Origin of the sequence: Haloarcula montana (assembly GCF_035666295.1) — an archaeon.
GTDB lineage: Archaea > Halobacteriota > Halobacteria > Halobacteriales > Haloarculaceae > Haloarcula > Haloarcula montana.
Window position 1 is genome coordinate 2,903,156 of sequence record NZ_CP142027.1, and the last position, 11,974, is coordinate 2,915,129.

Annotated in this window: 16 protein-coding genes; 5 read left to right on the forward strand and 11 right to left on the reverse strand. The window is 68.4% G+C overall.

The features are described from left to right. Positions 1 to 38 precede the first annotated feature (38 nt). The 4 genes from VJ109_RS15350 to VJ109_RS15365 are packed head-to-tail and all read right to left on the reverse strand — an operon-like array spanning position 39 to position 1,959. The gene (locus VJ109_RS15350; RefSeq protein WP_324757918.1) at positions 39 to 236 is read right to left on the reverse strand and encodes a hypothetical protein; all 198 of its coding nucleotides are present in this window, start codon (positions 234 to 236) and stop codon (positions 39 to 41) included. 49 nt (positions 237 to 285) lie between these two features. Continuing rightward, on the reverse strand, positions 286 to 786 hold the full coding sequence (locus tag VJ109_RS15355) for a hypothetical protein (protein WP_324757920.1): 501 nt from the start codon (positions 784 to 786) through the stop codon (positions 286 to 288). Further along, on the reverse strand, positions 770 to 1,321 hold the full coding sequence (locus tag VJ109_RS15360; protein WP_324757921.1) for a tRNA (cytidine(56)-2'-O)-methyltransferase: 552 nt from the start codon (positions 1,319 to 1,321) through the stop codon (positions 770 to 772). The genes VJ109_RS15355 and VJ109_RS15360 overlap by 17 nt, the downstream gene beginning before the upstream one ends. Beyond that, positions 1,318 to 1,959 (reverse strand): DsbA family protein, encoded by a 642-nt coding sequence (locus VJ109_RS15365; RefSeq protein WP_324757923.1) that lies wholly within the window; start codon positions 1,957 to 1,959, stop codon positions 1,318 to 1,320. Before VJ109_RS15365 ends, VJ109_RS15360 begins: the two co-directional genes overlap by 4 nt. Positions 1,960 to 2,050: 91 nt before the next feature. Here VJ109_RS15365 and VJ109_RS15370 point away from each other — a divergent pair, with 91 nt between their 5' ends. Next, the gene (locus tag VJ109_RS15370; protein WP_324757925.1) at positions 2,051 to 2,977 is read left to right on the forward strand and encodes an NAD-dependent epimerase/dehydratase family protein; all 927 of its coding nucleotides are present in this window, start codon (positions 2,051 to 2,053) and stop codon (positions 2,975 to 2,977) included. 1 nt (position 2,978) lies between these two features. On the opposite strand, the gene VJ109_RS15375 is transcribed toward VJ109_RS15370, so the two are convergent. Further along, positions 2,979 to 3,434, reverse strand: coding sequence for a YbhB/YbcL family Raf kinase inhibitor-like protein (locus VJ109_RS15375; protein ID WP_324757927.1), 456 nt, complete (start codon positions 3,432 to 3,434; stop codon positions 2,979 to 2,981). Positions 3,435 to 3,510: 76 nt separating this feature from the next. Here VJ109_RS15375 and VJ109_RS15380 point away from each other — a divergent pair, with 76 nt between their 5' ends. From VJ109_RS15380 to VJ109_RS15395, 4 genes are read left to right on the forward strand one after another with little or no spacing between them, the layout of a single operon-like run. Beyond that, the gene (locus VJ109_RS15380; protein ID WP_324757929.1) at positions 3,511 to 4,263 is read left to right on the forward strand and encodes a DUF2797 domain-containing protein; all 753 of its coding nucleotides are present in this window, start codon (positions 3,511 to 3,513) and stop codon (positions 4,261 to 4,263) included. Positions 4,264 to 4,314: 51 nt separating this feature from the next. After that, positions 4,315 to 5,325: a DUF7490 domain-containing protein gene (locus VJ109_RS15385; protein WP_324757931.1), complete on the forward strand. Its 1,011-nt coding sequence runs from the start codon at positions 4,315 to 4,317 to the stop codon at positions 5,323 to 5,325. Further along, positions 5,322 to 5,639, forward strand: a complete 318-nt coding sequence (locus VJ109_RS15390) for a DUF8060 family membrane protein (RefSeq protein WP_324757933.1) — start codon at positions 5,322 to 5,324, stop codon at positions 5,637 to 5,639. Before VJ109_RS15385 ends, VJ109_RS15390 begins: the two co-directional genes overlap by 4 nt. Before the next feature lie 47 nt (positions 5,640 to 5,686). Beyond that, positions 5,687 to 6,109, forward strand: a complete 423-nt coding sequence (locus VJ109_RS15395) for a hypothetical protein (protein WP_324757935.1) — start codon at positions 5,687 to 5,689, stop codon at positions 6,107 to 6,109. Positions 6,110 to 6,179: 70 nt separating this feature from the next. On the opposite strand, the gene VJ109_RS15400 is transcribed toward VJ109_RS15395, so the two are convergent. From VJ109_RS15400 to VJ109_RS15425, 6 genes are all read right to left on the reverse strand, one after another. Continuing rightward, the gene (locus VJ109_RS15400) at positions 6,180 to 6,530 is read right to left on the reverse strand and encodes a helix-turn-helix transcriptional regulator (RefSeq protein ID WP_276221444.1); all 351 of its coding nucleotides are present in this window, start codon (positions 6,528 to 6,530) and stop codon (positions 6,180 to 6,182) included. A 28-nt stretch (positions 6,531 to 6,558) separates the two neighbouring features. Then, entirely contained in the window at positions 6,559 to 7,296 is a 738-nt protein-coding gene (locus VJ109_RS15405; RefSeq protein ID WP_324757937.1) for an NRDE family protein, read from the reverse strand. Positions 7,297 to 7,339: 43 nt separating this feature from the next. Next, on the reverse strand, positions 7,340 to 8,836 hold the full coding sequence (locus VJ109_RS15410) for a class I adenylate-forming enzyme family protein (RefSeq protein ID WP_324757939.1): 1,497 nt from the start codon (positions 8,834 to 8,836) through the stop codon (positions 7,340 to 7,342). Next, complete coding sequence (locus VJ109_RS15415) at positions 8,829 to 9,884, reverse strand: mandelate racemase/muconate lactonizing enzyme family protein (protein ID WP_324757940.1); 1,056 nt, start codon at positions 9,882 to 9,884, stop codon at positions 8,829 to 8,831. Before VJ109_RS15415 ends, VJ109_RS15410 begins: the two co-directional genes overlap by 8 nt. Next, positions 9,881 to 10,837 carry a 1,4-dihydroxy-2-naphthoate polyprenyltransferase gene (locus VJ109_RS15420; protein WP_324757942.1) on the reverse strand — a complete coding sequence of 319 codons (957 nt, stop codon included), beginning with the start codon at positions 10,835 to 10,837 and terminating at the stop codon, positions 9,881 to 9,883. The genes VJ109_RS15415 and VJ109_RS15420 overlap by 4 nt, the downstream gene beginning before the upstream one ends. Before the next feature lie 165 nt (positions 10,838 to 11,002). Beyond that, positions 11,003 to 11,959: a 1,4-dihydroxy-2-naphthoyl-CoA synthase gene (locus VJ109_RS15425; protein WP_324757944.1), complete on the reverse strand. Its 957-nt coding sequence runs from the start codon at positions 11,957 to 11,959 to the stop codon at positions 11,003 to 11,005. Between the last annotated feature and the right edge of the window lie 15 nt (positions 11,960 to 11,974).

Genomic DNA, 11,974 nt, shown 5'->3' on the forward strand with positions numbered 1-11,974 from the left:
CGGGTGGTACGCGGGCCGAGCGTCCGTCTCGGCGCCGCTCAGCTCTCGGCGTCGGCCCACGGCCCGATTCCGGCGTACCGGCCAAGGAACCACCCGAGAGCGAACGGCGACAGGACCGCCAGACAGCCCAGGCCGACCCACCGGGCGGGCGGTGGCTGGGTCGCCAGATAGCCGAGGTACAGCGTCCCGAGGACGGGAACGACCCGCGAGGTCGGCGACGTGAGTCGGTCGAGCACTGGCAGGGAATTCGTGACGGGTCTACTTTGCTGGCCCGGTCCGGTGGCGTCACCACACTGCGACGGCCAGATGGAACAGCCCGAGCAGCGTGAACCCGCCGGCGACCAGCCAATCGCCCGGTCGCGAGCCCATATGGCGCTGTGTCACCGCCCTGAGGAACCACCAGCCGGCGATCCACACGAGGAGGAACGGGGCGAACCGCGTCCCGAGCCAGATGCCCGCCAGCAGGTCCAGCACACCGATGGTCACCAGCGTGTAACTGGCAGCGTGGTTCATGATCTGGGCGATTCCGCGGATGTCCGAGCGTTTGGTCTGGTAGGTAACCACACCGAGATGCAGCGGCTTCAACGGGCCGCCGTCGGTCGGGATCGCGCCGTCGAAATCCAGCAACCGGGGCATGACGAAGTGGACGAGTCCGAGCACGAGAGTGAACGTCCCGCAGACGGCGAATCCGACTGTTCGGAGGGAGTCGAGGAGCATCGACGGAGTGCTCTCACAACCGCCACGGGAGGTGAAAAGTATTCCGTCCCGCTCACTCGTCGTCGGCATCGTCGGGCTCGACGACTTTCTTCCCGGTCGCTTTGGGGACGACGACGCGGTCGGGGTCCTCCCACTCGCGGTCGAGTTCCCGGCCCTCGAACAGCCGGTCGAGGAAGACGGCCAGCGAGGCCACCTCGGAGTGGGGTTGGTTGGTCACACCGACGTTGTAGTCGGCGTGTTCGTACACCTCGAAGGGAACCTTCTCGGCGCCGACGACCACCAAGAGCGGACCGGTCCCGTGGTCGGCTCGCACGTCGTCGACGACGTCCTGGATCGGTTCGCCGTACATCGTCAGATGGACGACCCGCCCCTCGAAATCGCGGATGGTCCGTTTGGGTTCCTCTGTCGTCTCGACGGCGAAGGGGCCGCCGAATCGCTCGGTGATGTCGACGATGGTATCCGTCCGACCGCGGGCAGCGCCGGCCATGATGACACGGTCGGCGCCAAGCGCGCGAGCGGTCAACCCGACGTGGGTCGTCATCCGCTCGTCCCGGCCGGGGCGGTGGCCCAGCCGGAGGACCGTCACGTCGTGGTCGCCGGTCATCCGTTCAGCGCCGCGTCGATCGCCTCTTGGACGGGGCCGAAGGCGACCTCGCTCCACTGGATGGACTCGCCGTTGACGAAGACGGTCGGCGTCCCGCTGACGCCGCGTTCGCGGCCCGCGGACCTGTCGTCGGAGACTGTCGGTCGGTAGGCCTCGCCGACGCCCTCCTCCCGGATCGTCTCGCCGTCGACGTCGAGACCCTCGGCCAACTCCGCGTACACCGACGGCCCGAGGCGGTCCTGGTTCTCGAACAGCCGTTTGTTGTAAGTGAAGAAGGCCTCGTCCCCGGCGCGGTCCTGGACTGCCCGGGCCGCGCTCGCTGCCTTCCAGGAGACCGCATCGTCGACGGGAATCGGGAAGTCGTTGAAGACGTACTCGATCGACCCGTCCGAGATGTAGTTCGTCTGGATCTGTGGATAGACGTCGAGCGAGAACGTCCGGCAGTGTGGGCAGGCGTAGTCCTCGTAGACTTCGACGGTCACGTCCGCGTCGGCGTCGCCAGCTACCGGGGCCGGGAGGGGTTGGCCCTCGGCGGTCGGCACTGACGGGGAGCCGCCGGAGTCCGAGAGACACCCGGCAGTCAGCCCAACGACGCCGACGCTAGCGGCCAGAAAACCGCGTCGTGTCGACCTGTTCATACCCATCCTCTCTCCGGAAGCCATAAAACCATTCTGTCACGCCCTCCGCCGAGACCGGAATCTTATTTCCGTAGTGCGGTCTGGCGTCGGTATGGACCTCTCTGATGCCCGGATCGTCGTCACTGGCGGCGCGGGATTCATCGGCTCACACCTCGTGGAACGACTCCTCGAAGACAACGCCGTCATTGTCGTCGACGACGGCTCGAACGGGAACTTCGGGTGGGTCGCCGACGGGGCGACCGTCGTCGAGGGATCGCTCACCGACGAGTCGGTCGTCGCCGAAGCGATCGCCCCCGACACTGATCTCGTCGTCCATCTGGCCGCGTCGAAACTGGTCGACACCGACACGCCCCGAAAGCAGTTCACCGACAACAGCGAGATGACCTACAACGTCCTCGAACGGATGGACGCGGTCGGCGTCGAACGGCTGGTGTTCACCTCCTCCTCGACAGTCTACGGCGAGGCGCCGCGGCCGACGCCGGAGGACTACGCCCCGCTGGAACCGATCAGCGTCTACGGCGCGACGAAACTCGCCGAGGAGTCGCTCATCTCGACGTACGCACACAGCCACGACATCCAGTCGTGGGTGTTCCGCTTCGCCAACATTGTCGGGCCGCGGCTCCGTGGGGCTGTTATCCCGGATTTCGTCGAGAAGCTCCGCGAGGACCCCACGTCGCTGACGATCCTGGGCGACGGCCGACAAGAGAAGTCCTACATGCACGTCTCGGAGTGTCTCGACGCGATGGTGTACGCTGTCGAACACGCCGAGGCGGCACACAACGTCTTCAACCTCGGGACCCGGACCACCACGTCGGTCGATCGGATCGCCGACATCGTCGCCGACGGGATGGGCATCGACCCCGGCCGGGAGTACACCGGCGGGGACCGTGGCTGGACGGGGGACGTGCCGCGGATGCGTCTCTCGGTGGAGAAACTCGCCGGCCTGGGGTGGGAACCGGCCCAATCCAGCGACGACGCGGTCCGGCAGGCGACGGCGGAGCTACTCGACGAGTTGTAGCTCAGGGCGCGTAGGTGCCGTGGAGTTTGGCCTTGTCGAGCACGTGGCCGCCGGCTGCATCGTAGAGGTCGTCTTTCGTGGCGTTCGGTGACAGTCCGAGCTTCGCGTCCAGGGCGTACAGCAGGAACCGGTAGGTGTGTTCCCGCTCCGGTGGGTTGGGGCCGCCCCAGCCGGTCTCGCCGTAATCGTTCTGGCCCTCGCTCACGCTATCGGCCGACCAGCCTTCGGGGATGTGTTCGGTGTCGGGTGCGACGTTCCAGACGACCCAGTGATCCCACACCTTCCCTGCCGGCTCCTCCGCGTCGGGATCGTCGACGACCAACGCGAGCGAGAGGGTGGCCTCGGGGACTCCACCGATATCCAGCGGCGGGTTCGTGTTCGCCTCGCTGTATCCGTGTTCGCGGGGGATTCGCTCACCGTCCTCGAAGGCCGGGCTCGTCAACGAGAGCTCTGTCATGTGTGAGCATATATTTCTCCACCGACAAAAGACTCGTCCCGGTACGCCTTTGAGCGGGTATCCCCAACCCGCTCCCGTGCAAGTCGTCGGCTATCGGCCCCGTGACACCGACCCGGCAGCGCTCGTTCTCGCCGAGGAGCGCACCGTCGAACTGCGCCCGCTCGTTCCCGGGACAGAACTCTCCTACACCCTCGGGTCACGCCACTGTGCCGGCGCCGTCGATGGCGAGGTCCACTACCGGTGTGACAACGACACCGCACCGTACTGTCCGGAACACACCGACCGGTGGCCCTGTGCGCGGTGTACCGGCGACTGCGACAAGCCACTGGACGCCTGCGAGGAGGAACACGCGGTCTACCTGGCGGCGTTCGCGCCGGACGTCGTGAAAGTCGGCGTGACGCGCTCCTGGCGGCTGGAGACCCGACTCAGAGAGCAGGGGGCCGACCGCGCCGCCCATCTCCGGACGGTGGCCGACGGACGCATCGCCAGACAGGTCGAAGCCGACATCGCGACGGATCTCGGCGACCGCGTTCGGGTCCCGACGAAGATCGACGGGCTCGCGGACAGCGTCGACGAGCGGTGGTGGGCGGAACTGTTAGCACGGTTCGCGCCCATCGAAACGTACGACTTCGACTACGGTCTCGACCTGGCGGACCGCCCGCTCGCCGAGACGCTCGCGACGGGGACGGTCCGCGGGACGAAAGGCCGGGTCGCCGTCCTCTCGAACAACGGGAGCACGTACGCGGTGGACCTCCGGGATCTGGTCGGCTACGAACTCGACGAGGGGGGTGCCGACAGGGACCTCCAGTCGAGCCTCGGCGCGTTCTGATCCGTCATCTCAGTCATAAGATACTTACCACACCCCTGTGGCAGTTCCGCTGTGCGACGCGAACTCACATTGGCCGCCCTCGCCCTCCTGCTGTCGCTCGTGATCCTGGGTTCGCTGCTTGCGATCCCCGGTGCCTTCTCGGAGCCGGAAGAGGACATCCGGCCGTCCAGGCTGGACCTCCGGGAGACGACGATCGACGCCCGGAACGTGGGCGGTGAGACTGTCACGCTCTCGCTCGATTCGCGACTCGAACACCGTGGTGGAACCGCGAGCAACGTCACCGTCGAGACGCGAGCGATCGATGCCGACACCGGCCTGGTCGCCACGCGGACGCGGCAGTCGCTGGGCAACGTCAGCGGCGACCGCGAGATCCAGGTCCTGACGAACCTCACGGTCGAACGACAGGGCGACTACCGCATCGAGACGATCGTCTACGCCGACGAACAGCGCCGGACGTTCGGCCGGACAACCGTCCGCAACGTCGACGCGCTGACCCCGTCGTACGCGAAGAGTACCGTCTCCTTCCAGGAGTTCGAGAACGCCGATGTCCCGCTGCGGGCGATCTCCTACCGGATCGAGTCGGTCGAGGACAACCGCACGACGATGAACGTCTCGGTGTTCCTGACCAACACCGGCGACGAACCGGCCGGGGACCTCCAGTTGCGCCTGCGCGCTCGCCAGGCCGAGTCCAACGTCATCGCCGACGAATCGACGATTCGGGTTGGGCAGATCAGGCCCGGACGGACGACGACCGTCAGTACCGAACTGACGGTCCCCGACGGCTACAACTACTGGCTCGACGGCATCCTCCAGTCCGACGGCGTCATCATCGCCACCGAGAGTGCGCCGGCGAACCTCGACCCGACGGAGGTCCTCGAAGAGAACGTCACCCGCCGTGACACCGGCTTCCAGTCCGGCGACTTCGAGGAGCAACAGACGGGGATGCCACGAGCGACGGACGAACCGACGTTCACGTCCGGTGGCGGCCCCGGCTTCACCGCGGTCGCGGCGCTTGCCGCGGCCCTCGTCGTGGCGCTCGCTCTCGCACGGAGGAACGCATGACCGACACCTCATCCGACACTGACGACACGACCGAACCGCCCGCCAGCCCCGAGACCCCCGAACCGTCGCCGGACCACACCCCGGAGACTGACGACGGCGGCCGATCGATCGCTGTCTACGCGCAGTGGGCCGCGTTCGGGATACTCGTCCTCATCGCGCTCGTCGCCTCGTTGCAGTTCTACTTCGCGGCCTCGGCCGCGGTCAACGAGTTCGTCACCCGGCGGTACCGACCGCTGTTCCGGGCCGGCTTCAATCTCGTGGTGGTGCTGGTCGCCGCGACCGGCATCTCGCTGCTCGTCCGTCGCCTCGCCTGAGGACGGAGACGACAACCCTTTTCCGCGGCCCTACCGAACCCGCGTCCATGGCAGACGACGATCACGAGGAGACTACGGAATCGGACGCATCAGGCGACGACGGCGAAGAGAAGTCCTTCCGGGAGCGCGTCGAGGAGATCCGCCAGCAGCGCGCCGAAGAGCGCGAGGAAGGCGAGGAGGGCGAGATGAGCCGTGAAGAGCGCATGGAAGAGATGATGGGCGGCGGCGGCGGTGGCGGTCCGGGCGGGATGGGCGGCAACCCCTTCGCACAGATGATGGGCGGTATGATGGGCGGTGGCGGCCCCGGTGCGGGCGGTCCCGGCGGGATGGGCGGCGGGCCGCGAGGCCCCGGCGGCGAGGAAGAGAGCAGCGACAACGAGGAACTCACCCGCGAGATCCGCAAGCTCCGTGACGAGGTCCACGATGTCCGGCGCTCGCTGGACCGGATCGCCGACGCGCTCGAAGACTGATCGGCGCTGAAGCTGTCTTTCTCCTATCGAAACTCCGGTCAGCGCCAGCTGTCGGTACGGGGTCGCTCCCTCAGTCCTCGTAGGCCAGGGTCATGATCCACTGTGAGAACGTATCGTCGTGTGGATCGACTTCCTCGTCGCCGATAAACGGCGAGAGCTGATCGCCGGCCATCAGCAGGGAGAACTCGAGGTCTTTCGCGGCCGGCGTGAGGAAGTACGTGTTGTGGCCGTCGTAGACCGTCTCCTCGCGCTGGATGAGCCCCTTCTCGAAGAGGGACTCGACGATCCGGCTCCCCTTCCGGGAGGAGACGTCCAGTTCCTTCCAGAACTCGCTCTGGTGGATGCCGCCCGACTCTCGGATAAGCTCCAGGCCGGCGCGTTCGTCCTCGGAGAGGTCCGCTTCCGCGGTCGCAGAACTCATGTTGTCCTACACCAGAACGGTCGGGCGGTTAAATCTGACCTTCGACCGGCCGGTACTCCGTCCGGCACGGCGGCCCGTCGGCGTACCGAAACGTCGCGGACTCACCGAGGGATACGAGCGACGAGGACCGCGTTCCAAAGCCATCGCCGTGGACGCAGACGCCGTAATCGTGGTCGCTGATGACCGACGCGGCCCTGTCGAGCCACGCGTCGGCGTCCTCACCGGGTTCGACCTGGACTGTCTCCCGGACGCGGTCGGCGTTGCGGGCCTGCCGTTCGCCGGCGTCGGGGCGGCCACCGGGAATCCGGTAGTCGCCGTCGGCGCCGACGTTGACCACCACGTGGACGCCCGGTTCCAGCGTCCGGACGGCCAGTTGGCCGTCCCACTCCAGCAGGACGGCGGCGTTCTCGTCGGCGAGCACCAGGTTGAACCCCTCGTACTCGGCCTCGCGGACGGCACCTTCGACGGCGCGGGCGGCCGACTCGGCGCTCTCGTGGCCTAGCGCGTCACGGACCAGCAGGCCACGGGAGCGCTCGCCGGCCAGTTCGGTATCGACCCAGCGGTTCGTGACCGCCGCGAAGACGCCGTGTTCGTTGTACCCGAGCCAGGTCCCGCCGGCGTCGGCGTCGCTCGGAGCGACGACGCGTGCGCCCCAGTGTCGCCGTTTCGGTGGCTCCGACTCGCGGTCCAGCGACTCGTCTCGGTTCGTGGCCGCGACGACAGGCGTGTCTTCGAACACCTGCCACGCGAGGACGATGGTACACACGGACGCCCGTAGGTGCTCCGACAGGAAAAACGGTTGGCGCCGCTCACTCGCTCCCCTCGACGAGCGTACGTGCCGCCTCGCGGTCGACGGTCCCCGAGGCCGTCCGCGGCAGCGCCTTGACGACGCGGATCGTCTTCGGGACTTCGTACGGCGCGAGCCTGCCCTCGCAGTAGTCCCGGACAGCCCCGGGGGCCACCGTACCAGTGACCAGTGCCGCGACACGCTGGCCCCACTCCTCGTCAGGGACGCCGACGACGACGGCGTCTGTCACGCCCTCGCTCTCCCGAATCGTCGCGGCCACGTCGCCGGCGACGACGTTCTCGCCGCCGGTGACGATCCGGTCGTCGGCCCGGCCGACGACCCAGAGACGGCCGTCCTCGTCCCGGTACCCCAGGTCGCCGGTGTGGAAGCCGTGGCTCCCGAACGCGGCAGCCGTCCGCTCGCCGTCGAGATAGCCCGGCGTGACTGTCGGTCCGTCGACGACGAGTTCGCCGCGCTCGCCGGGCTCACAGGGAGAGCCGTCGTCGACGACGGTCACCTCCGTGAACACGAGCGGCTGGCCGACCGTTCCGGGGTAGTCGAAGGCCGTCTGTGGCCGGGCCGTCGCGATCTGGGACGCGGTCTCGGTCATCCCGTAGGTCGGGTGGACCGGCACGCTCGCTTCCCGGCAGCGGTCGACGAGGGCCTGGTCGGCCGGCCCGCCGCCCAGCAGGACGGTCTGCAGGGAGTCAGGCGGCGTCCACCCCTCGTCCAGCAACCGCGAGAGCATCGTCGGGACCAGGGAGACGCCTGTCACGTCGGTCTCGTTCATGACTACCGCCGTCTCGCTCGGGTCGAACGAGCGCTGGACGACGACCGTCGTCCCGTACAGCGCCCCACGGAGGAACGGTGCCAGCCCGCCCATGTGGTAGGTCGGGAGGGCGACGAGCCACCGATCGTCGGGCCTGACGCCCAGCCGGAACGCCGAGGCGGTGGCGCTGGCGACCAGGTTCCCGACGGTGAGCCTGACCCCCTTCGGATCGCTCGTCGTGCCGGACGTGAACAGGACGACTTGCTCGTCAGTCCGGGAGAGCGCCACTGGGTCCGGCGGTTCTCGATCGATCGCCAGGGGTACGACACCGTCGACGCTCGGCTCGTCGACCGACACGACCGGACAGTCGGCGATATCGCGGGCCATCCGCTCGGTTTCGCGCTCGCAGACGAGCAGCGCCGGGTCGACGCGGGCCAGTTGCGCGCCGAGAGTCGCGGGTACCAGGTCGACGTTCAGTGGGACCAGCGTCACTCCGGCACGCATCGCGCCGAACAGCAGCGGCGCTATCTCGGGGCGCGTATCGACCAACGCGGCGACAAGCTCGTCCTCGCCGCCGGCAGAGTCGGTCTCGGCGGCGAAGCGAGCGGCGACGGTGTCGACTCGGTCGTCGAGGTCGCGGTAGCTCCAGGTCCGGTCGCCGTCCGCGTCGACGACGGCCGGCCGCTCGGGCGTGCTCGCGACGCGGTGGCTCACCAGATCCCGGGTCGGCCAGTCGACGGGTTCACGCATCGGCGGACACCTCTCCGGGATCGACGCCCAGCCCGTCGGTCTGCGGGACCGACAGCGTGCCGTCCGCCAGCGTCGTCGGGTCCGTCGCGAGATCGCCGGCGAGTCGGCCGCCAGTTGCCAGGCCACAGGGGGCGATCCCGGGAATCGCCGCCGCGACGTGGAGCGCGGCGAGTCTTGCGACGACGCCGTCGATGGTGGTCGTGACGACGGGTTCGATCCCGCGTTCCCGTGCCCGCAACGCGAGCGTGTGAGCGTTACCGGGGCCGCCGACGACCATCGGTTTCAGGATCAACACGTCGGCCGCGTCGGCGTCGATGACGGTGTCGACGCGGTGTTCGATCAGGCTCTCGTCGAGGGCGATCCCGACCGGTCCGCCCCGGAGGTCGGCGTGGCCAGCTAAGTCCTCGGCCGGGAGCGGTTGTTCGACGTACGCGACGCCGTACTCCCCGAAGGCCTCGATCGCCTCGGCAGCCGTCTCGCGGTCCCAGGCGCCGTTTGCGTCCGCCCGGAGTGTCACGCCGTCGCCGACCCGATCGCGGACCGCCCGCAGGCGATCGAGGTCCGCCGAAAGCGTCCGTGCGCCGACCTTGAGCTTACAGCAGTCGAAGCCGCCGTCGACTGCCTCGCCGACGGCACGGGCGGTCTCGGTCGGCCCGGCGTCGCCGACCGTCGCGTTGACCGGGACCGAACGACAGTCCCGCTCCTCGTTGAACCAGCGGTACAGCGGGACGCCGTCGGCCCGCGCGTCGGCATCGAGTAGCGCCGTCGCGAAGCCGTGGCGGGCCGCCGGCACCTCGTCGGCCGCGAGCGCGAGCAAGGCACCGGTGTGGCCGCCATCGGGTTCGGCTGCCGCGGCGGCCGCCAGTCCGTCCTCACAAGCCGATAGCGTCTCCGTCCAGCCCGGTAGCGGCGTCGCCTCGCCGACTCCGGTGTGCCCGCGGTGGTCGTACCGGACGACGTACCCGCTCCGGTCCGTGATCGCCCCCTGTGACGTTCCCAGCGGCTCGGCCAGCGGCAGCGAGAACCGCTCGGAGGTGAGTCCAGTCATACTCCAGCGGCTCCCAGCCCGACCGCGAACAGCAGCGAGTGGAGAAACAGCGTCTTGCCGACCCGCTCTAACGCGGGGTTCAGCGCCTCGCCGTCGGATCGCGTGAGGACAGTCCTGCTCACCGCGGCTGCCAGCGGTAGCGAGAGCAGTGGGGCCAGCGCCGGAAGTCCGTAGGCCGGATCGAGGGCGAAGAACACGGGGACGACGTAGGCCATCCCGACGAGCGCGAGATACTCCACACGACTCCACGCGTAGCCCAGGTAGACCACGAGCGTCTTCTTGCCGGCCGCGGCGTCGGTCTCGCGGTCGCGGATGTTGTTGACCACGAGGATCGCCGTCGAGAGGCCGGCGGCTGGCAGGCTCGCCACGACGACGGCCGGCGGGACGCTGCCGGCTGGAAGCCCGGCCGGGAACAGGCCGATGCTCTCCATGCTGGCGACCGCCTGGACGTAGTAAGTGCCTGTCACGGCGACTACCCCGAAGTAGACGAACACGAACAGATCGCCCAGCCCACGGTAGCCGTAGGGCAGCGGCCCGCCGGTGTAGAGAACGCCCGCGGCGATCCCCGAGAGGCCGACGACGACGATGGGGACGCCCCCGACGGCGACCAGATAGCTCCCGACGAGGACGGCCAGCGCGTAGGTGGCGATCATCGCACGCTTGACCTCGCTGGGTTCGATGAGCCCGCCGGCGGTCACTCTGGTGAACCCCTCGCGCTCGTCGGTGTCCGCGCCCTTTACGGCGTCGTAGTAGTCGTTCGCGAAGTTCGTCCCGACCTGGAGGAGTAAGGCCCCGACGAGCGCGGCGACTGCCGGCAAGGGAGCCGCGACGTCGGCGTGGACGGCCATCCCGACACCGACGACGACCGGCGCGGCGCCGGCGGGCAGCGTCTGGGGTCGTGCGGCCATCACCCACGCCTTCCGCTTCGAGATGTCTGCCGTCGCTGTACTCATTGTGATCGTGTCGGGCCGCGACGTTCAAAGCGACTGTGGTTCCGGGGGTCAGTTCTCGGTGCAGCCGGCCACCGCCGCCCCACCAGACCGGTCGACGACGCTAGAGATCAGGACAGAAGCGGATTCGGCAATCGCTGTCGGGAAGCGACGCACCCAACGGCTCGGTCAGTAGTGCCAGGGGATGTCGTCGAACGCCGGCTCCCGTCCCTCGTTGAACGCGTCTCGGCCCTCCTGGGCCTCGTCGGTCATGTACGCGAGTCTGGTCGCTTCGCCGGCGAACACCTGTTGGCCGACCATCCCGTCCGAATCCAGATTGAACGCGTACTTCAGCATCCGCATGGCCGTCGGCGACTTGCTGTTGATCGCTTCGGCCCACTCGATGGCGGTCGCCTCCAGGTCCTCGTGTGGGACCGCCTCGTTGACCATTCCCATGTCGGCGGCCTCCTCGGCGCTGTAGGTCTTCCCCAGGAAAAACACCTCGCGGGCCTTCTTCTGGCCGATCTGACGGGCGAGATACGCCGAGCCGAACCCGCCGTCGAAGCTCCCCACGTCGGGATCGGTCTGGAGGAACTTCGCGTGGTCGGCGCTGGCGAGCGTCAGATCACAGACCACGTGCAGGGAGTGACCACCGCCGACGGCCCATCCGGGGACGACGGCGACGACGACCTTCGGGATGTGACGGATCTGGCGCTGGACTTCGAGGATGTGGAGCCGACCGACGTTCTCCGGGGCGTCGTCGGCTTCCGTCGGGGCCTCGTCGGCTCGCGGTTCGCTGTGCGCTGCGCTCTCCGTCTCCGAGTCGCGTGACGACTCGCTGTACTCGTAGCCGCTCTCGCCGCGGATGCTCTGGTCGCCGCCGGAGCAGAACGCCCACCCCCCGTCCTTCGGAGAGGGACCGTTTCCGGTGATGATGACACAGCCCACGTCTGTCAACCGCTTGGCGTGGTCCAGGGCCGTCGCCAGTTCGTCGACCGTCTCCGGCCGGAACGCGTTTCGTTTCTCCGGACGGTCGAACCCGATCCGGACGGCACCGGTCTCGGTCGCGCGGTGGTAGGTGATGTCGGTGAACTCGAATCGATCGACCGGTTCCCAGCGGTCCGGGTCGAACAGCTCAGAGACCATACCGCCCGTGGGGAC

What these genes read in the sequence shown, in the direction of transcription:
- VJ109_RS15355 (WP_324757920.1), bottom strand. Translation starts at nt 786, where the DNA reads ATGCCGACGACGAGTGAGCGGGACGGAATACTTTTCACCTCCCGTGGC.
- VJ109_RS15360 (WP_324757921.1), bottom strand. Translation starts at nt 1,321, where the DNA reads ATGACCGGCGACCACGACGTGACGGTCCTCCGGCTGGGCCACCGCCCC.
- VJ109_RS15365 (WP_324757923.1), bottom strand. Translation starts at nt 1,959, where the DNA reads ATGAACAGGTCGACACGACGCGGTTTTCTGGCCGCTAGCGTCGGCGTC.
- VJ109_RS15370 (WP_324757925.1), top strand. Translation starts at nt 2,051, where the DNA reads ATGGACCTCTCTGATGCCCGGATCGTCGTCACTGGCGGCGCGGGATTC.
- VJ109_RS15375 (WP_324757927.1), bottom strand. Translation starts at nt 3,434, where the DNA reads ATGACAGAGCTCTCGTTGACGAGCCCGGCCTTCGAGGACGGTGAGCGA.
- VJ109_RS15390 (WP_324757933.1), top strand. Translation starts at nt 5,322, where the DNA reads ATGACCGACACCTCATCCGACACTGACGACACGACCGAACCGCCCGCC.
- VJ109_RS15395 (WP_324757935.1), top strand. Translation starts at nt 5,687, where the DNA reads ATGGCAGACGACGATCACGAGGAGACTACGGAATCGGACGCATCAGGC.
- VJ109_RS15400 (WP_276221444.1), bottom strand. Translation starts at nt 6,530, where the DNA reads ATGAGTTCTGCGACCGCGGAAGCGGACCTCTCCGAGGACGAACGCGCC.
- VJ109_RS15410 (WP_324757939.1), bottom strand. Translation starts at nt 8,836, where the DNA reads ATGCGTGAACCCGTCGACTGGCCGACCCGGGATCTGGTGAGCCACCGC.
- VJ109_RS15415 (WP_324757940.1), bottom strand. Translation starts at nt 9,884, where the DNA reads ATGACTGGACTCACCTCCGAGCGGTTCTCGCTGCCGCTGGCCGAGCCG.
- VJ109_RS15420 (WP_324757942.1), bottom strand. Translation starts at nt 10,837, where the DNA reads ATGAGTACAGCGACGGCAGACATCTCGAAGCGGAAGGCGTGGGTGATG.
- VJ109_RS15425 (WP_324757944.1), bottom strand. Translation starts at nt 11,959, where the DNA reads ATGGTCTCTGAGCTGTTCGACCCGGACCGCTGGGAACCGGTCGATCGA.